Source organism: Xenophilus azovorans DSM 13620, assembly GCF_000745855.1.
GTDB lineage: Bacteria > Pseudomonadota > Gammaproteobacteria > Burkholderiales > Burkholderiaceae_C > Xenophilus > Xenophilus azovorans.
The window spans coordinates 74,388-91,634 of the sequence record NZ_JQKD01000021.1 but is presented as its reverse complement, the minus strand read 5'-3'; the positions used below and the strand labels follow the sequence as shown (position 1 = coordinate 91,634).

Below are 17,247 nucleotides of genomic sequence, written 5' to 3'. Positions count from 1 at the left end.
CCCGATGTCCCTCGACAAACCCTACCTCGACGTGCCCGGCACGATCATCTTCGACGCCGAGCAGAGCCGCAAAGGCTACTGGCTCAACCAGTTCTGCATGAGCCTGATGAAGGCCGAGAACCGCGAACGCTTCAAGGCCGACGAGCGTGCCTACCTCGACGAGTGGCCGATGACCGAGGAGCAGAAGCAGGCCGTGCTGGCGCGCGACCTCAACTGGTGCATGCGCACCGGCGGCAACATCTACTTCCTGGCCAAGATCGGCGCCACCGACGGCAAGAGCTTCCAGCAGATGGCCGGCAGCATGACCGGCATGACCGAGCTGGAGTACCGCGACATGATGATCCGCGGCGGCCGCTCGGTCGAGGGCAACCGCCACCTGGGCGAGAGCGGCGACGCGCAGCCGCAGAACCAGCCGCAGGGCGCGGCCCACCACCACCGGAAAGACTGACATGGCCCGCATCACCGCATCCGTCTACACCTCGCACGTGCCGGCCATCGGCGCAGCCATGGACCTGGGCAAGACCCAGGAGGACTACTGGAAGCCCCTGTTCGCGGGCTACGAGTTCTCCAGGCAGTGGATGAAGGACAACAAGCCGGACGTGGTCTTCCTGGTCTTCAACGACCACGCGACCGCGTTCAGCCTGGAGATGATCCCGACCTTCGCCATCGGCACCGCCGCCGAGTACCAGCCCGCCGACGAAGGCTGGGGCCCGCGCCCCGTGCCCAAGGTGGTCGGCCACCCCGAGCTGGCCAGCCACATCGCGCAGAGCGTGATCCAGCAGGACTTCGACCTCACCCTCGTCAACCGGATGGACGTGGACCACGGCCTGACCGTGCCGCTGTCGCTGATGTGCGGCGAGAAGGACCCGAAGGAAGGCGCCTGGCCCTGCCCGGTGATCCCCTTCGCCGTCAACGTGGTGCAGTACCCGGTGCCCAGCGGCCAGCGCTGCTTCAACCTGGGCCGCGCGATCCGCAAGGCCGTCGAGAGCTACGACGAGGACCTGAACGTGCACATCTGGGGCACCGGCGGCATGAGCCACCAGCTCCAGGGCGCGCGCGCCGGCCTGATCAACGCCGACTGGGACAACCGCTTCCTCGACCGCCTGATCGCCGAGCCGGCGGAACTCGCCAAGGTGCCGCACATCGAGTACGTGCGCGAGGCCGGCAGCGAGGGCATCGAGCTGGTGATGTGGCTGATCGCCCGCGGCGCCATGGCCGACGTGAACGGCGAGGGCCCGCCGCCGAAGGTGGCGCACCGCTTCTTCCACGTGCCCGCCTCCAACACGGCCGTGGGCCACTTGATCCTCGAAGAATCCACCTGAATCCGGAAAAGGAACCCGACATGACCATCAAAGTAGCCCTGGCCGGCGCCGGCGCCTTCGGCATCAAGCACCTGGACGGCATCAAGAACATCGACGGCGTCGAGGTCGTCTCGCTGATCAGCCGCGACCTGGGCAAGACCAAGGAGGTCGCGGACCAGTACGGCATCAGGCACGTGACGACCGACCTGGCCGAGAGCCTGGCGCTCAAGGAGGTGGACGCCGTCATCCTCTGCACCCCCACGCAGATGCACGCCGCGCAGACCAGGGCCTGCCTGGAGGCCGGCAAGCACGTGCAGGTGGAGATCCCGCTGTGCGACGTGCTCAAGGAAGGCGAGGAAGTGCTGGCCCTGCAGAAGAAGACGGGCAAGGTCGCCATGGTCGGCCACACGCGCCGCTTCAACCCCAGCCACCAGTACGTGCACAAGAAGATCGCCGCGGGCGAGTTCAACATCCAGCAGATGGACGTGCAGACATACTTCTTCCGCCGCACCAACATGAACGCGCTGGGCCAGCCGCGCAGCTGGACCGACCACCTTCTGTGGCACCACGCCGCGCACACGGTGGACCTGTTCGCCTACCAGGCCGGCAGCCCGATCGTGAAGGCCAACGCCGTGCAGGGCCCGATCCACAAGGACCTGGGCATCGCGATGGACATGAGCATCCAGCTGCAGGCCGCCAACGGCGCCATCTGCACGCTGAGCCTCTCGTTCAACAACGACGGCCCGCTGGGCACTTTCTTCCGCTACATCGGCGACACCGCCACCTATATCGCGCGCTACGATGACCTGGTGCAGTCGCACAGCAAGGGCCCCGAGACGCCGGTGGACGTGAGCAAGGTGGACGTGTCGATGAACGGCATCGAGCTGCAGGACCGCGAGTTCTTCGCCGCCATCCGCGAAGGGCGCGAGCCGAATTCGAGCATCGCGCAGGTGCTGCCCTGCTACCAGGTGCTGGATCAGCTGGAGCAGCAGCTCGACAAGGGCTGAGTCCTCGCTTCTCGGGAGCCGCTTCCCGCGCACGAAAAAAGCCGCCCCTCGTTACCGAGCGGGCGGCTTTTTCCTGCCGAAGCCGATAACGATGCTCAGTCGAACACGCCGGTCAGCGCCACCCGCGTCACCACGCCCGAACTGCTCGCGCCCAGGCCGAGCGTGAAGCTGTAGCGGCCGTCCTGCGTGGTGTGGCGGACCGAGCCGCCGATCGCGCTCTCGCTGCGGTAGTTGCCCAGGCCCACGGCGTAGCTGAGCTTGCCGGGCACCAGCGGCGCGGCCTCCAGCGCCGCCACGCTGGCGATGCCGGCGTAGGCGCGCCGGGCGGTCTCGTCGATCTGGCCCTGCAGGCGGTTGGCCGTCATGTCGGTGTAGGCCTTGCCGATGGGCAGGCCCTGCGCCGCCACCGTGTCGGTGTAGGCGTTGGCCGATGCCACGCCCTCCTGCACCATGCCCTGCACCTGGCCGACGTTGGTGGCGTCGGTGGGCGCACTGCCCGGCGCCACGCCGGTGATCTGCCGTTGGCCCAGCGCCACCTCGCCCGCCGAGGACTGCACGCCCGCCAGGCCGATCGCGGTGTAGGCGGCCTGCGCGCCGCGCGTGGTCGCGCTGCCCGCCCCCAGCGCCACGCTGCCGGCATGCGCGGCGGTGGCGTTGGTGCCGAGCGCGATGGCGTCGTCGGCGCTGGCACGCGCCGCGGTGCCGAGCGAGACCGCCTGGCTCGCGTTGACGTACACACCCGCCTCGGCGCCGATCGCGATGTTGTTGCTGCCGACGACGTTGCGCCCCGCGCCGCTGCCCTGCGCGATGTTGCCGTCGCCCGCCACACCCTGCCCGGCGGCGTCGCCGAAGGCCTGGTTCCGGCTGCCCTGCACCCCGCCGCCGGCGGCCTGCCCCATCGCCAGGTTGTTGTTGCCCGAGACCTGCGCGCCGGCCATCGTCCCCGAGGCCTGGTTGCCCGAGCCGCTGACGCCGACGCCCGCGCCCAGCCCCGTCGAGAGGTTGTTGCTGCCGTTCACGCCCTGGCCGGCGCCGGCGCCGTAGGCCTGGTTGCCGCTGCCGACCACGTCGCGCCCGGCGTTGCTGCCGTAGGCCTCGTTGTTGCTGCCGGTGACGTTGGTGCCGGCCCAGAAGCCGACCGCGTTGTTGTAGTCGCCCGTCACGTCCTGGCCGGCGCTGCGGCCCATCGACTGGTTCCAGCCGCCCTCGACGTTGGTGCCCGCGTAGTAGCCGATCGCCTGGTTCGCGTTCTTGCCCGACACGTTGGAGCCGGCGCCCTCGCCGATGGCGAGGTTCCAGTTGGTGCCCACGTTGTTGCCCGCGCCGTTGCCGAAGGCCTGGTTGTTGCTGCCGGTGACGGTGCGCCCGGCGTTGTTGCCGTAGGCGTTGTTGTACGAGCCGGTCACGCCGGTGCCGGCCCAGAAGCCGGTGGCGTTGTTGTAGTTGCCGGTCACGTTCTGGCCGGCGCTGCGGCCGATCGCCTGGTTCCAGCCGCCCTGCACGTTCTGGCCCGCGTTGAAGCCGACCGCCACGTTGGCGTTGCCGCCGCTCACGTTGGTGCCGGCCGCCTCGCCGATGGCCAGGTTCCAGTTGGTGCCGACGTTGTTGCCGGCGTTCTTGCCGACCGCCTGGTTGTTGTTGCCGGTGACGCCGGTGTTGCCGGCGCCCTCGCCGATGCCGAGGTTGCCCTTGGCGGGGTCCCAGGCCACCGGCTGCGCGGCGGCGAGGCCGGCGCCGGTGCCGAGTGCGACCGCCAGCCCGAGCAGGGCCGCGCGGCGCGGTGCGCGCCGCGTGTTCTTTCTTGCGTTCATGGTCTTTGTTTCCGTTGCCCTTGCGCGGATGCGGCGCTCAGGCCGTCAGGTGCAGCGCCATCGCGGGATCGCTCACGCCCGGCTTGCCGGTCTCGACGCGGCCGGCGAAGCGGCGCTCGACGGCGCCCGCGGTCACGGTGAAGTCGTACCAGCGGCCGCTGTCGTCGAGGTTCCAGTGCAGCGTGCCGGTCTCGCCGGCCGCCACGTCCAGCGCCCAGGGGCCGTCGGTGCGGTAGGCGTTGGCCGTCACCGTGACGCTGCCGGCGGCCGTGCCGCCGTTGTGCACCTTGAGGTAGACCTGCCCGTTCGCGGGCTCGTAGCACACCTGCACCTCGGGCTTGAAGCCGGCCGCGTCGTGGGCCAGCGCATCGCCCTGGAAGCTGCGCACGAAGCCGTTGGTGCTGTAGACCCAGAGCTCGTACTTCCCGCCGTCGCCGGCGTCGGTGTTCCAGTAGTCCTGGAGCTGCTTGCCGGCCTCCACCGTGTAGCGGCGCGGGATGCGGTCGAGGTGCAGCTTGTCGTAGACGTGGAACACCGCGCCCTGCTCGCCGGTGTTGCTGAAGATCAGCGACACCAGGCCGCGCGGCTCGATGCGCGCGCTCGTGTGCAGCTCGTAGGGCAGCGCGCGTGACAGGCGTGTGCCGGTCTCCTGGTACAGCGGCTGCGGCGTGGCGGGCGCGGTGGTCACGGGGGCCGTGGGCAGCAGCCGCTGCGCCGCGTTGATCGCGGGGAAGTTGCTGGTGTCGGGCAGCGCGGGGAAGACCGGATCGTTCGGGGTGGCGAAGTCGAGGCAGGAGGTGAGGTCGCCGCAGACCGCGCGATGCCACGGGCTGATGGCCTCCACGGTGATGCCGAAGCGCTTTTCCAGGAAGCGGCCCACCGAGGTGTGGTCGAACACCTGCGAGTTGACCCAGCCGCCCTTGCTCCACGGCGACACCACGTACATCGGCACGCGCGAGCTCAGGCCCCAGGGGCGGATCTTGCCGCTGGTGGTGTCGTTGGCGTTGAGGTAGCTGCCCACCGAGGCGTCGAAGTACTCGCCGTCCAGCGGCACGGTGGACTTGCCCATCAGGTTGCCGCCGGCGTCGTACGACGGCACGGCCGGCATCGCCAGGTGGTCGAAGAAGCCGTCGTTCTCGTCGAAGGTCACGAACAGCACCGTCCTGCTCCAGACCGCGGGATTGGCCGTCAGCGCGTCCAGCACGTCCGCGATGAAGTCGGCGGCGCCGGCCACGCCCTCGCTGCTGCCGGGATGCTCGGCCAGGGCCTGCGTGGGCAGCACCCACGACACCTGCGGCAGCGTGCCGTTGATCACGTCGTGCTTGAGCTGGGCCAGGAAGTTGACGGCGCCGTCGGCCGCCTCGGGGCCACCGGTCAGGCCGTGCTCGTAGATCGGCGAACCCGGCTGCGCGGTGCGGAAGCTCTCGAAGGCCAGGCAGCCGTGCATGGCGCCCGTCCAGTTGTTGTTCATGTTCTGGTAGATGTGCCAGCTGATGCCCGCCTTCTGCAGGACGTCCGGCAACGTGTCCCACTTGAAGGCGTTGTTGGTGTACTTGTAGTTGTAGGCGCCCGTGGCGGGATCGATCTGGCCCGAGCCGTCGGCCTGCTGCTCCCGGCCCGCGACCCACCTGGACGGGTTGGGCCAGCAGCGCGAGTTGACGGGCTCGGAGTCGGTGTCCGTGCTGTTGATGCCCCGCTGGCGCAGTTCAGGATTGAAGTTGGAGCCCGACCAGAAAATGATGCGGTTCGGGTCGGTGCCGGTGAGGATGGAGCAGTGGTAGCCGTCGCAGAGCGTGAAGGCGTCGGCGAGCGCGAACTGGAACGGGATGTCCTCGCGCAGGTAGAAGCCCATCGTCGCCTGGTTCTTGAACTGGATCCAGCGGTCCATCTTCCCCTGGTTCCACGCGGCCTGCTGGTCGGGGAAGTTGTGCGGCGTGCCGGAGCCGATCAGCGCGTTGGCGACCCTGGAGTCGCGGCGGAAGGGCGGGATCTCCGCGCCGCCGCTGGGGTTGGGCTGGTAGAACACCGGCTTGCCGCTGGCCAGCGGGATCGGGAAGCGGTCGCCGAAGCCGCGCACGCCGCGCAGGGTGCCGAAGTAGTGGTCGAAGCTGCGGTTCTCCTGCATCAGGATCACGATGTGCTTGACGTCCTCGATGGTGCCGGTGTCGACCGCCGCCTCGACGGCGAGCGCCTTGCGGATCGAGGGCGGGATCATGCCGAGGGCCGAGGCCGCGCCGAGGGCGCCGGCCGACGTGCGGAAGAAATCGCGACGGGAAGTGTTCTTCATGGGGGTCTTTCAACGCAAAGACGAAGGGGGGCGGAAGGAAGGCTGCGGAGGGGTCCGGCGGCCGCTCAGGGCGCGCACTTGAGCGTGGGCTGGGCCGGCGGGTTGTCGCCGCCGCCGGAAGGCGGGGGATTGCCGCCGCCGTCGCCGGGCGGCGGGGTCTGCCCCGGCGGCAGGATCGGCAGGCCGCCGCCGCCACCACCGCCGCCGCCACCGCAGGCGGCCAGGCCCAGGCACAGGAGAAGGCCCGCCGCAGCGAGGCCGTACCGGGAGGATGCTGTCTTCATGAGGGTTCCTTTTCGGATCGGGGGGACGTGAGGGAGAAGAAGAGGAAGAAGGCGCGGCCGAAGCCGCTCCGCGCGGCGGCAGGCCGCGCGGGGAGTCCGGGCAGAAAGGGGCTTGAGGACGGAGGCCGCGAAGGCGGCGCCCGCAGGCGTCAGGGCTCAGCCATAGCGGCGGCGCAGCCGGGCGGCCACGCGGTCGAGCAGGAGCACGGTCAGGAAGATCGCGATGAGGATCGTGCCGACGTGCGCGTAGTTGTACATGTCGTAGCGCCCTTTCAGCTCCTGGCCGATGCCGCCCGCGCCCACCAGCCCCACCACGGTGGCCATGCGCACGTTGCGGTCGAGCACGTAGAGCGTGTAGGCGATGAAGCCCGGCATCACCTGCGGCAGCACGGCGAAGCGCATCACCTCCAGCTTGCCGGCGCCGATGGCGCGCAGCGCCTCCTGCGGCCGGTCGTCGGCGGTCTCGATGTCCTCCGCGTAGAACTTGCCGAGGAAGCCCGCCGAATGCAGCGCCAGCGCGAGCACGCCGGCGATCGGGCCGAAGCCGTAGGCCAGCACGAGGAACAGCGCGCTCACCAGTTCGGGCACCGCGCGCAGCAGCCCCACCACGGCGCGCGCCGCGCCGTAGACGAGCCGGTTCGGCGCGTAGTTGCGCGCGCTGCACCAGGCCAGCGGCGCGCTCAGCACGATCGCGATCAGCGTGGCCCACACCGCGATCTCGAAGGTCTCCAGCATCTTCGCCGCCACGTGCCACAGGTAGCCCAGCGGCTGGACCAGCACCTCGCGGCGTTCGACGCGCTCCTCCATCGCCAGGGTCTGCGGGTTCAGCCGCGGCTCGCGCGTCTCGACCGTCTCGAGGTGCGAGAACCAGGGCAGGCGCTCGCGGTCGAAGCCCTCGATGCGCGCGACCTCGGTGCGCTCCGAGACCTGCGGCGGAAAGAGCGAGCGAGCGATGGTGCCCAGCCCCGAGAGCACCTGCGACTGCTCGCGCAGGCCGACGGCCGCGAGCACGCCTTCGCCGGTGAGCGAGAGCATGCGGCCGAGTTCGACGCGCTGGCCTGCGAACAGGCCGGCCGCCAATAGCGCGCACAGGACGAGCAGCGTGCGCAGGCCGAAGGGCCGCGGCAGCGTCCAGTCCGAGGACGGCCGCGTGCCGGCGGCGAGGGTGGCGGGTGCGTTCATGGTGCGAGCTCCAGCAGGCCGCCGGGCAGCGGCTGCGGTGGCGACGAAGGTGGCGGCTGCCATGCGGGCGCGGGATCGGCGGCATCGGCAGGGGGTGCATCGGCATGCCGTCCGTAGACCGCATCGAACGCCTGCGCGCCGAAGGCCCTCGGCGCCCCGTCGAACACCACCACGCCGCGGCGCAGCGCGACGATGCGGTCGGCGAATTCGCGCGCCAGCTCGAGCTGGTGCAGGCTGCACAGCACGGTCGCGCCGCGCTCGCGCGCCTGGCGGCGCAGCAGCGACAGCACGTCGTGGCTGGTCTGCGGATCGAGACTGGCCACCGGCTCGTCGGCCAGCACCAGCGGCGGGTCGAGCATGAAGGCGCGCGCGATGCCCACGCGCTGCTGCTGCCCGCCCGAGAGTTCGCTCACGCGCCGCAGCAGGTGCTCCTCGCCCAGGCCCACGGCCTCGACCAGCGCGCAGGCCTTGCGCCGCGCCGCCTCGGTGAACAGCCCCGGCAGCGCACGCCACAGCGGCATCGCGGGCAGGGCGCCGCACAGCACGTTCTCGGCCACCGTCGAGCGCGCCACGAGGTTGAACTGCTGGTGGATCATGCCGATGCGCGGGCGGATGCGCGACAGCGTCTTCGGCCCGATCGCCGTGCCCTCCACCCGCACCGTGCCCCCGGTCGGCCTGGCCAGCCCGTTGACGGTGCGCAGCAGCGTGGACTTGCCGGCGCCCGAGGCGCCCAGCACCACGCAGAACTGGCCGGCGGGCACCTCGAGCGACACGCCGCCGAGCGCGCGCGTGCCGTCGGCATGGCGCAGGGCGACCGATTCGAAGCGCAGCATGGGCGGGTCTCCGGCGGCGGGACGATCGCTCAACGCTCGGCCGCCTTCGACAGGATGCGCCCCTTCAGCTCGTCGGTCAGCAGCGCCAGCTTTTCGGCGGCGACGTTGAACTCCGCCTCCGAGAACTTCGTGTCGTAGCCGTCGATCCTGGCGCCGCCGTAGCCGCGGATCATCTCGGGCGTCACGCCGGGTGCCTTGTTCACCGTCTGGAAGGCGTCCTTGAGTTGGGCTTTCAGCGCCTCCGGCAGCTTCGAGTTCAGCGCCAGCGGCGGGTACGGGATGGCCATGCTCCTGGCGATCACCTTGATCGCCTTCGGATCGGCCGCGCCCTGCTTCACCGCCTTCTCGTAGGAGTCGAAGGACAGCGAGGCCACGTCGACCTGGCCCTGCACCAGCGCCGCCAGGCTGCTGGCATGGCTGCCGGTCATGCGGATGGCGGTGAGATCGCGCGCCGGGTCGATGCCGGCGTCCAGCAGCATCGCGACCTGGAAGGTGAAGCTCGATGCCGAGTTCACGTCGCCGAAGGCCACGCGCTTGCCCTTCACGTCCGCGATCGAGGCGATCGGCGCATCGGCCTTGGCGAACATGCCGGCGTAGTAGACCGAAGCGCCCTTCTCCACGCCCACAGCCAGCAGCTGCGCGCAGCCGCGCTTGTGGGCCTGCACGTACGACACCGGGCCGAAGAAGGCGATGTCGGCGAGCTGGTTGCACATGCCCTCGACCACCGCGCCGTAGGACTGGCCGACCTTGAGGTCGAAGTGCAGGCCGGTGGCGCGGCTCACCGCGTTGAACACCGGCGCGTAGTCGGCCTTGGTGCCGGTCTCGGTGCCGCCGTCGGCGGGGATCAGCAGCACCCGCAGCGGGTGCTCGCGCGAGCCGTCGGCCACGGACTGCGCATGCGAGGGGAAAGCCAGTGCCGCGGTGAGCGAGACGGCGGCAGCGGCGATGGCCAGGAGGTTCTTCATGATCGGTTCCTTCGTTGCGGGGGACGTTCGCGAGCGGATGCACCGCTCGAATGCCGCTGAGCTTAGGAAGCGAAGATGACAGGCAAATGAAATTAATTCATTTCATATTCCCAAATTGACTGAGCATTGTTCAATACAATCGCGGCCCACGGCTGACGCGCGCCTGCGCTGCGGCCCGCATCCGACGATCCATGAACCACCTTGCCCATTCCACCCGCCTGCCGCAGCGCCCGGGCGGGCCGCCCGGCGGCGATCCGCTGGCGCATGCGCGCCACCTCCTGCTCGATCTCGACGGCACGCTGGTGCGCCAGAACGAGGCCATCGACGGCGCGGCCCGGCTGCTCGAGCGCTTCGCGGGCCGCTTCGCGATCGTCTCGAACAACTCCACCCACACCGCGCAGGGGCTGTCGCTGCGCCTGCGCCGCCTGGGCCTGCGCGTGCCGGCCGAGCGCATCGTGCTCGCGGGCGAGCGTGCCGCCGGCCTGCTCGCGCGGCAGCGGCCGGCCGCCCGCGTGATGGTGTTCGGCAGCGCCGCCCTGCAGCGCCATGCGCGCGCGCTGGGCCTGCAGCTCGTCGCAGCCGATGCCGAGGTGGTGCTGCTCGCGCTCGACGTGCGCTTCAGCCATGCGCGGCTGGCGGCCGTGGCGAACGAGCTGCTGCGCGGCGCGCGGCTGCTGGTGGCGAACGCCGACGCCACCCACCCGGGCCTGCGGGGCCGGGTGGTGCCCGAGACCGGCGCGCTGCTGGCGGCCGTGACCGCCGCCAGCGGCGTGCAGCCCTGGCGCATCGTCGGCAAGCCCGAGCCGCTGCTGTTCGAGGAGGGCCTGCGCTGCCTGGGCGCCGATCCCGCGAGCACGGTGGTGGTGGGCGACAACCCGGCCACCGACGCCGCCGGCGCGGCGCGCCTGGGGCTGGCCTGCGTGCTGGTGGGCGATGCGCCCGGGGCGCTGGCGCCCTCGGTGGCGGGGCTGCTCGCGTCCGGCGGTCCGGTGCACGCGCCCTTCGCGCCGGCCGGCGCCGCCAGCCTCAGTACCGCTTGAGCGACAGCACGTCGAAGGTCTGGCGCAGCGTGCGCACCGCGGTGTCGTAGTCCGCCAGCGCCAGGCAGGCGATCAGCACGTCGATGATCGCGAGCTGCGCCAGCCGGCTGGTCATCGCCTCGGTGCGGAAGTGGGTCTCGCGCGCCATGGTGAACAGCACCACGTCGGCGAAGGCCTGCAGCGGCGACTTGCCGAAGTTGGTGATGCACACGGTGGAGGCGCCCGCCTCCTTGGCCAGCCGCGTGGCGGTCACGGTCTCGTGCGAACTGCCCGTGTGCGAGATGGTCAGCACCGCGACCTTCGGGCCGGTGAGCGAGGCGCTGATCGCCTGCACGTGCGAGTCGACCACCACGTTGGCGTTCAGGCCGATGCGCAGCATGCGGTAGTGCGCGTCCTCGGCGATGGTGGCCGAGCTGCCGATGCCGTAGATCTCGATGCGCTCGGCCTCGCGCAGCAGCCTGACGGCGCGCTCCATCGCGGCGGCGTCCAGCGTGGCCTGGGTGTCATGCAGGGTCTGGACGTTGCTCTGGAAGATCTTGCGGATCACGGCGCCGGCCGTGTCCTGCGGATCGAGGTCCTCGTGGATGAACTGCACCGGCCGCACGATCTCCTGCGCCAGCGCGATCTTGACCTGCTGGAAGCCGGTGGCGCCGAGGTTCTTGCACAGCCCGACGATGCTGCCCTCGCTCGAGCCGGTGCGCTCGGCCACCTCGCTGACCGACATGTGGACCACCTCGCGCGGGTGCTTCACGATGAAGTCCGCGATGCGCTGGCCCACCGGGCCGAGCGAGGACCACAGCGCCTCGATGCGCGCCAGTACGGCGAAGGCCGGTCCGCCCGCACCTTCGGGGCCCGGCGCCGATGCCTTGCCGCCGGACGACCTGGGGGTGCTGCTGCGCTTCATGGCCCGCGAGCTTACCCGCACAAGATGGCGGCTTCGCGGCCGCGGCCCGTGTTCCTAGCCCTGCACCGGCGCCTTGCCCGGCCGTCCCGGAATCATGGCCAGCATGTGGTCCGCCACGCCGCCGTCGACCGTCAGGTTCTGCCCCGTCACGTAGCCGGCCGCCGGGCTGGACAGCCAGGCCACCGCCTCGCCCACGTCCTCGCCGCGGCCGATGCGGCCCAGCGGCACCAGGGCCTCGCGCTGCGCGCGCACGGCCTCGTCCTGGTACACCGCCTCGGTCAGCGGGGTGCGGATCATGCCGGGGCTCACGGTGTTCACGCGGATGCCGTCGGCGGCCCACTCGTGCGCCATCTGCCGGCACAGCATGATCAGCGCGGCCTTGGTGGCCGCGTACGCGCCGTAGCCGGGGTGTGGCGCCAGGCCGGACATGGAGGCGATGGCGACGATGTTGCCGCGCGTGCGCACCAGGCCCGGCCGCGCGGCCTGGGCCAGCAGCCAGGCGCTGCGGGTGTTCAGCGCGAAGCTGCGTTCCCACTGCGCCAGCGGCAGGTCGGCCAGCCGGCCGGGGCCGGAGGCGCCGGCGTTGCACACCAGCACGTCCAGGTCGCCGCCGGCGCGCTGGGCTTCGTCGACCAGGCGGGCGCAGTCGGGCGGCTGCGTCAGGTCGGCGGCCAGGCCCGTGGCCTCGGCGCCGGCGTCGCGCAGTTCTGCGACCAGGCGGTCCAGCTTCTCGCCGGGCCGCGAGGCGGCGGCGCTGAGATGCAGCGCGTGGCCGTCGCGGCGCGCCTGCGCGGCCAGGGCCAGGCAGATCGCACGGCCGATGCCGCCGGTGGCGCCGGTGACCAGGGCGTGCACGGTGCGCGTCATGCGGGCTCTTTCTGCGCGGTTTGCGCCTGCCGGCGGTAGTGGGCCAGCGTGGCGGCGATGCCTTCGGCCAACGAGGTGCGCGGACGATGCGGGAACCATGCGTCCAGCCCGTCCTCGCCGATGCCGGCCGCGATGCCCAGCGGCGGGCCGCTGGCGCCGATGCGCGCATCGGGCACCTGGCGGCGGATCTCGGCGATGACCTCGTCCACGGTGTGCACGGTGCCGGCCAGGTTGAACACCTCGGCGCCGCGGGCCGGCGCGTCCAGCAGCGCGTGCTCGAAGGCGCCGGCCGCGTCGTCGACGTAGACCAGGCCCGCGGCGCCGGTGTAGCCGATGGTGCAGGCTTCGCCCAGCGCCGCCGCGCGGCAGGCCAGGCTGGGGCCGGCGCTGACACCGCTCAGGCGCTCGGGGCCGTACACGACGAAGGGCCGCAGCCCGACGCTGGCGAGGCCATGCTCGCGCCAGCTCGCGCGCGCCGCGCCCTCGGTGGCGAGCTTGAAGGCGCCGTAGTGCGTCACCGGCCGCGGCTCGAAGCCGTCGGGGCCGTGCACGCCGGCGCTGCTGGCGTAGACCACGCGGTCCAGCCCCTGCGCACGCGCGGCCTCGAACACGTGCAGGGTGCCGATGAGGTTGACCTCGGCGCCGAGCACCGGGTCGGCGCTGCACACCGGCGTCAGCACGCCGGCCAGGTGCGCCACGCCGCTGCAGCCGTGCAGCGCCTCGCGCACGTCATGGCCCACGCGGATGTCGCCGGCCACGGCCTGCGCGTCGCCCAGTTCGGCGGCCAGGTCTTGCAGCGCAGGCTGCGCCGCCGGCACGTCGAACAGGCGCAGGGCCAGCCCGCGCGCGGCGAGCCGCCGCGCGATGCGCGCCCCGAGGAAGCCGGCCGCGCCGGTCAGCAGGATGCGCGGCGCACCGCCGCTCACATCTTGCACTGGGACTGCGGGGCGGGAATGATCGACGACGGGAACACTTCCTCGATCACCGGCACGATCGTGCCGTTGACGGACTTGGCGCGGGCCACGTAGCTGGGCAGCAGCAGTTGGTTGTCGGCCGCGCGCATCGTCGCCGGGCCGTAGATGGTCTCGATCTGCGCGCCGCGCAGGGCCTTGGACACCGCCTCCGGCTTGACGCTGCCGGCCTTCTTCACGCCCGCGAACATGACCTGCGTGCCGTGGTAGCCCAGGGCCTCGTTGTCGGTGGGCAGGCGGTTGAACTTGGCCTGCCACGCGGCCACGAAGGCCTTGTTGCGCGGGTTGTCGATGCCGGCGGTGTACTCGGTGGTGCCCGGCGTGCCCTCCAGCGCCTTGCCGGTGGCGTTGATGATGAAGTTCAGGATCAGCGCGTGGCCGATCAGCCTGGTCTTCGGGATGAGGCCGAACTCCTCGGCCTGCTTGACGAAGGCGATGGCATCGCGGCCGGTCTCGGCGACCCAGACGGCCTCGACGTTGGCGGCCTTGAGCTGCGCGATGTAGGGCGAGAAGTCCTTGGTGCCCAGCGGCACGTAGAGCGACAGCGGCACCTTCTTGCCGTTCGCCTCGACCGCCTTCTTGAACGACTCGCCCGAGTCGCGGCCCCAGGCGTAGTCGGCGGCCAGCACGGCGAAGGAGCTTTCCTTCAGCTCCTTGGCCCACTGGTTGATCATCGCGATGTCGATCCGGTCCGAGTGGTTGGTGAAGAAACTGCGCGCGCGGCAGGTGTCGCCCGTCAGCTTGTCGGACTTGCTGACGATGTTGAAGTAGGCGGCGTCCCAGCGGTCGAGGTTCTGCGCGATGGCCAGCGAGATCGACGACAGGATGGGGCCGATGAGCAGGTTGTTGCCGTCGCGCGCCAGCTTCTCGGCCACGCGGCGGCCGGCGTCGGGCGTGCCCTCGTCGTCGCCCTCGGCGATCTCGACCTTGCGGCCGTCGACGCCGCCGGCGGCATTGGCCTCCTCGGCCGCGAAGCGCACGCCGCGCATCGCCTCCTCGCCCTGCTGCGCGGCGACGCCGGACTTGGACGACACCAGGCCGATCTTCACCGGCTCCTTGGCCTGCGCCCAGGCGGCGGCGGGCAGGCCCATGCCCAGCGCCAGCGTGGCGGCCAGGGCGAGTTCGGAAAACTGTTTTCTGTTCAGCATGGCTGTCTCCTTGGTGATGACGGATGCAAGGCCGGAGGCGGTCCGGCGGCCGATGGCGGAAAAAAAGAAACGCGAAAGCAGGCTCAGACCATCACGTGGGCCTCGAGCTGGTGCAGGCTCTCGCGGCTGTTCTGCACCTCGCCCTGCGCGACGACGGCGCCCTTGGCCATGGCGTAGTAGCGGTGCGCCACGCGCACGACGAGGCTCATGTTCTGTTCGATCAGCAGCAGCGCCGTGCCCTGGTCGGCCACGCGGCTGAAGATGTCGGCGAGCTGGTCGACGATGACCGGCGCCAGGCCCTCGGTGGGCTCGTCCAGCAGGATCAGCGAGGGGTTGGCCATCAGCGCACGCCCGACCGCCAGCATCTGCTGCTGGCCGCCCGAGAGCGCCGTGCCCGGCGTGTGCGCCCGCTCCTGCAGGATCGGGAACAGCCTGTAGACCTCGGGCACGCTCCACGGCCCCTTGCGGCCGACGGCGGCGCCCAGCAGCAGGTTCTCCTCCACCGTCAGGTTGGCGACGATGCGCCGGCCCTGCGGCACGACGACCACGCCCTGCTGCGCGGCCTGGTAGGTGCGCGGGCGCGGCAGCGCCTTGCCGCCCACGCGCACCGTGCCGCCGCGCAGCGAGGCCAGGCCCAGCAGCGTGTTGACCACGGTGGTCTTGCCCACGCCGTTGCGGCCCACCAGCGCCACGCGCTCGCCGGCGCGCACCGCCAGGCTCAGGCCATGCAGGATGTGGGCGGCGCCGTAGTAGGCGTCGACCTTGTCGAGTTCGAGCAGATCGGTCATTGAGAATCCTTCGCCCTGCGGGCTTCGGCGCGAGCCCCCTTCGGAGCGGCCGTGCGGCTCACTGGACTACCTTCGCCCTGCCGGGCTTCGGTGCGAGCGCCTTCGGGCGGCCGGGCGGCGCTCATGCGGCACTCCCCAGGTAGGCCTCGCGCACGCGCGGGTCGGCGCGCACCGCGGCCGGCTCGCCGCTGGCGATCACGCGGCCGAGTTCGAAGACGGTCACGACGTCCGAGATGCCGAACACCACGTCCATGTCGTGCTCGACCAGCAGCACCGAGACGTTCCAGCGCGAGGTCAGCGCCTTCAGGTGTTGTGCCAGGTCCAGCGATTCCTTGACGGACAGGCCGGCCATCGGCTCGTCGAGCAGCAGCACGGTGGGCCGGCCCACCAGGGCCAGCGCCAGGTCGAGCCGGCGCTGCTCGCCGTAGCCCAGGTCCTCGGCCACGTCGTCGGCGCGGGCCAGCAGGTCCAGCTCGCGCAGCGAGGCCTCGGCGTCGGCCTCGCTGCCCTCGGGGTTCATGCTGTGCGCGGCCAGCTCCACCTGCCGGCGCACGCGCATCTGGCCGAAGACGCTGGTGCGCTGGAAGCTGCGCGACAGGCCGCGCCGGCGCCGCTCCACCGGGCCCAGGGTGGTGACGTCCTCGCCGCCCAGGCGCACGCGCCCGCGCGTCAGCCGGCGCCGGCCGGTGATGGCGTCGATCACCGTCGACTTGCCCGCGCCGTTGGGGCCGATCAGCCCACGGATCTGGCCGCGCTCCAGCGTCAGGGCCACGCCGTCCAGCGCCTTCACGCCGCCGTAGTGGATGGCCACGTCCTCGGCCTGCAATACGTAGTCGCTCATGGTCTGCGTCCTCGTCGGGAAAGAGCGGCGCTCAATGCGCCGAGGCCGGGCGGCCGGCGGCGGCCCGCTTGCGCCGCGCCGGCCCGAGGCGCTCCAGCGCGCCGGCCAGGCCGGTGGGCGAGAACACGATCACGGTGATCAGCGCGATGCCGAAGATGGCCATCCAGTGGCTGGCCCAGTCGCCCAGCACGTCCTTGAACAGGAAGTACACGATGGCGCCCAGCGGCGGGCCCCACAGCGCCCGGTAGCCGCCCACCACCACCATCATCAGCGCCACGCCGGAGACGCTCCAGTGCAGCGCCTCGGGCGAGACGAAGCCGGTGTTGAGCGCCGAGAGCGCACCGCCCAGCGCCGCGATGACGGCCGACAGCGCGTAGATGGCGGCGCGCGGCGCCAGCGTGCGCAGGCCGATGAAGCGGGCGCGCTCCTCGTTGTCGCGCACCGCCTCGGTCACGGCGCCGAAGCGTCCGCGCAGCAGCAGCGCCAGGCCGGCCACCACCAGCACCATGACGCACCAGCACACCAGGAACAGCACGGCCGGCTTGAGCAGCAGCGACTGCGGCACGCCGAACAGCGTGGACGGCCAGTTGATGTTCATGCCGTCGGCGCCGCCCGTGAGCCCGCGCGAGCGCGAGGCGGTGAGGAACAGCATCTGGCCGATGGCCAGCGTCATCATGCTGAAGGCCACGCCGGGCACGCGCACGATGACCAGGCCGACGACGAAGGCGACCGCCCCGATGGCCGCCAGCACCGCGACGAGCGCCAGCTCGGCCGGCATCCAGCCGAGCTGCAGCACGATGCCCAGCGCGTAGCCGGACAGGCCGAAGTACAGGGCGTGGCCGAAGCTGACCATGCCGTTCTGCCGCAGCAGCAGCCCGACGCCGCTGGCGAACACGGCGTAGATCACCGCCTGCGTGAGCAGCGACAGCACCGTGCCCGAGCCCACCAGCGCGGCGACCGCGCCCCCCACGGCCAGCGCGCCCACGGCGGCCAGCCCGATCCGAACGATCGTCATTCC

17 protein-coding genes are annotated in these 17,247 nt (G+C 71.4%); 4 read left to right on the top strand and 13 right to left on the bottom strand.

The window, feature by feature from the left end; genetic code table 11:
* Positions 1 to 4: 4 nt before the first annotated feature.
* From ligA to Q392_RS13405, 3 genes are read left to right on the top strand one after another with little or no spacing between them, the layout of a single operon-like run.
* Positions 5 to 448, top strand: coding sequence for a protocatechuate 4,5-dioxygenase subunit alpha (ligA, locus tag Q392_RS13415; RefSeq protein WP_038208064.1), 444 nt, complete (start codon positions 5 to 7; stop codon positions 446 to 448).
* Position 449: 1 nt separating this feature from the next.
* Positions 450 to 1,322 (top strand): class III extradiol dioxygenase subunit beta, encoded by an 873-nt coding sequence (locus tag Q392_RS13410; protein WP_038208062.1) that lies wholly within the window; start codon positions 450 to 452, stop codon positions 1,320 to 1,322.
* A 20-nt stretch (positions 1,323 to 1,342) separates the two neighbouring features.
* Positions 1,343 to 2,308, top strand: coding sequence for a Gfo/Idh/MocA family oxidoreductase (locus Q392_RS13405; protein ID WP_038208059.1), 966 nt, complete (start codon positions 1,343 to 1,345; stop codon positions 2,306 to 2,308).
* Between the two features lie 95 nt (positions 2,309 to 2,403).
* On the opposite strand, the gene Q392_RS13400 is transcribed toward Q392_RS13405, so the two are convergent.
* The 6 genes from Q392_RS13400 to Q392_RS13375 form a co-directional block, all read right to left on the bottom strand.
* Positions 2,404 to 4,119, bottom strand: a complete 1,716-nt coding sequence (locus Q392_RS13400; RefSeq protein WP_038208056.1) for a YadA family autotransporter adhesin — start codon at positions 4,117 to 4,119, stop codon at positions 2,404 to 2,406.
* A gap of 37 nt (positions 4,120 to 4,156) precedes the next feature.
* On the bottom strand, positions 4,157 to 6,406 hold the full coding sequence (locus Q392_RS13395; RefSeq protein WP_038208053.1) for a phosphocholine-specific phospholipase C: 2,250 nt from the start codon (positions 6,404 to 6,406) through the stop codon (positions 4,157 to 4,159).
* Positions 6,407 to 6,471: 65 nt separating this feature from the next.
* A complete protein-coding gene (locus tag Q392_RS13390; protein WP_038208051.1) occupies positions 6,472 to 6,690 on the bottom strand; it encodes a hypothetical protein in 219 nt (72 codons plus the stop codon).
* 156 nt (positions 6,691 to 6,846) lie between these two features.
* Entirely contained in the window at positions 6,847 to 7,872 is a 1,026-nt protein-coding gene (gene phnE / locus Q392_RS13385) for a phosphonate ABC transporter, permease protein PhnE (RefSeq protein ID WP_051953426.1), read from the bottom strand.
* On the bottom strand, positions 7,869 to 8,705 hold the full coding sequence (locus Q392_RS13380) for a phosphonate ABC transporter ATP-binding protein (RefSeq protein ID WP_084217047.1): 837 nt from the start codon (positions 8,703 to 8,705) through the stop codon (positions 7,869 to 7,871). Before Q392_RS13380 ends, phnE begins: the two co-directional genes overlap by 4 nt.
* 29 nt (positions 8,706 to 8,734) lie before the next feature.
* Positions 8,735 to 9,670 (bottom strand): phosphate/phosphite/phosphonate ABC transporter substrate-binding protein, encoded by a 936-nt coding sequence (locus Q392_RS13375; RefSeq protein WP_038208049.1) that lies wholly within the window; start codon positions 9,668 to 9,670, stop codon positions 8,735 to 8,737.
* Positions 9,671 to 9,861: 191 nt separating this feature from the next.
* On the opposite strand from Q392_RS13375, the gene Q392_RS13370 reads away from it, so the two are divergent.
* Complete coding sequence (locus tag Q392_RS13370; RefSeq protein ID WP_051953424.1) at positions 9,862 to 10,710, top strand: HAD-IIA family hydrolase; 849 nt, start codon at positions 9,862 to 9,864, stop codon at positions 10,708 to 10,710.
* Here Q392_RS13370 and Q392_RS13365 read toward each other — a convergent pair.
* The 7 genes from Q392_RS13365 to Q392_RS13335 all read right to left on the bottom strand — a co-directional run bounded on the left by Q392_RS13365 (position 10,697) and on the right by Q392_RS13335 (position 17,244).
* Entirely contained in the window at positions 10,697 to 11,614 is a 918-nt protein-coding gene (locus Q392_RS13365) for a MurR/RpiR family transcriptional regulator (protein WP_084217046.1), read from the bottom strand. The two genes, Q392_RS13370 and Q392_RS13365, sit on opposite strands and share 14 nt — an antisense overlap.
* 54 nt (positions 11,615 to 11,668) lie before the next feature.
* Entirely contained in the window at positions 11,669 to 12,481 is an 813-nt protein-coding gene (locus tag Q392_RS13360; RefSeq protein ID WP_051953422.1) for an SDR family NAD(P)-dependent oxidoreductase, read from the bottom strand.
* Entirely contained in the window at positions 12,478 to 13,416 is a 939-nt protein-coding gene (locus tag Q392_RS13355; protein ID WP_245610712.1) for an NAD-dependent epimerase/dehydratase family protein, read from the bottom strand. Before Q392_RS13355 ends, Q392_RS13360 begins: the two co-directional genes overlap by 4 nt.
* Positions 13,404 to 14,600 (bottom strand): ABC transporter substrate-binding protein, encoded by a 1,197-nt coding sequence (locus tag Q392_RS13350; protein ID WP_038208046.1) that lies wholly within the window; start codon positions 14,598 to 14,600, stop codon positions 13,404 to 13,406. The genes Q392_RS13355 and Q392_RS13350 overlap by 13 nt, the downstream gene beginning before the upstream one ends.
* A gap of 83 nt (positions 14,601 to 14,683) precedes the next feature.
* Positions 14,684 to 15,388 (bottom strand): ABC transporter ATP-binding protein, encoded by a 705-nt coding sequence (locus Q392_RS13345; protein WP_038208043.1) that lies wholly within the window; start codon positions 15,386 to 15,388, stop codon positions 14,684 to 14,686.
* Between the two features lie 121 nt (positions 15,389 to 15,509).
* Positions 15,510 to 16,229, bottom strand: coding sequence for an ABC transporter ATP-binding protein (locus tag Q392_RS13340; protein ID WP_038208041.1), 720 nt, complete (start codon positions 16,227 to 16,229; stop codon positions 15,510 to 15,512).
* Between the two features lie 31 nt (positions 16,230 to 16,260).
* Complete coding sequence (locus tag Q392_RS13335) at positions 16,261 to 17,244, bottom strand: branched-chain amino acid ABC transporter permease (protein WP_038208039.1); 984 nt, start codon at positions 17,242 to 17,244, stop codon at positions 16,261 to 16,263.
* Positions 17,245 to 17,247: the final 3 nt, after the last annotated feature.

Coding starts and splice junctions, on each gene's coding strand:
- Q392_RS13365 (WP_084217046.1), bottom strand. CDS start 11,614: ATGAAGCGCAGCAGCACCCCCAGGTCGTCCGGCGGCAAGGCATCGGCG.
- ligA (WP_038208064.1), top strand. CDS start 5: ATGTCCCTCGACAAACCCTACCTCGACGTGCCCGGCACGATCATCTTC.
- Q392_RS13405 (WP_038208059.1), top strand. CDS start 1,343: ATGACCATCAAAGTAGCCCTGGCCGGCGCCGGCGCCTTCGGCATCAAG.
- Q392_RS13390 (WP_038208051.1), bottom strand. CDS start 6,690: ATGAAGACAGCATCCTCCCGGTACGGCCTCGCTGCGGCGGGCCTTCTC.
- Q392_RS13345 (WP_038208043.1), bottom strand. CDS start 15,388: ATGACCGATCTGCTCGAACTCGACAAGGTCGACGCCTACTACGGCGCC.
- phnE (WP_051953426.1), bottom strand. CDS start 7,872: ATGAACGCACCCGCCACCCTCGCCGCCGGCACGCGGCCGTCCTCGGAC.
- Q392_RS13380 (WP_084217047.1), bottom strand. CDS start 8,705: ATGCTGCGCTTCGAATCGGTCGCCCTGCGCCATGCCGACGGCACGCGC.
- Q392_RS13340 (WP_038208041.1), bottom strand. CDS start 16,229: ATGAGCGACTACGTATTGCAGGCCGAGGACGTGGCCATCCACTACGGC.
- Q392_RS13400 (WP_038208056.1), bottom strand. CDS start 4,119: ATGAACGCAAGAAAGAACACGCGGCGCGCACCGCGCCGCGCGGCCCTG.
- Q392_RS13375 (WP_038208049.1), bottom strand. CDS start 9,670: ATGAAGAACCTCCTGGCCATCGCCGCTGCCGCCGTCTCGCTCACCGCG.
- Q392_RS13350 (WP_038208046.1), bottom strand. CDS start 14,600: ATGCTGAACAGAAAACAGTTTTCCGAACTCGCCCTGGCCGCCACGCTG.
- Q392_RS13360 (WP_051953422.1), bottom strand. CDS start 12,481: ATGACGCGCACCGTGCACGCCCTGGTCACCGGCGCCACCGGCGGCATC.
- Q392_RS13395 (WP_038208053.1), bottom strand. CDS start 6,406: ATGAAGAACACTTCCCGTCGCGATTTCTTCCGCACGTCGGCCGGCGCC.
- Q392_RS13335 (WP_038208039.1), bottom strand. CDS start 17,244: ATGACGATCGTTCGGATCGGGCTGGCCGCCGTGGGCGCGCTGGCCGTG.
- Q392_RS13370 (WP_051953424.1), top strand. CDS start 9,862: ATGAACCACCTTGCCCATTCCACCCGCCTGCCGCAGCGCCCGGGCGGG.
- Q392_RS13410 (WP_038208062.1), top strand. CDS start 450: ATGGCCCGCATCACCGCATCCGTCTACACCTCGCACGTGCCGGCCATC.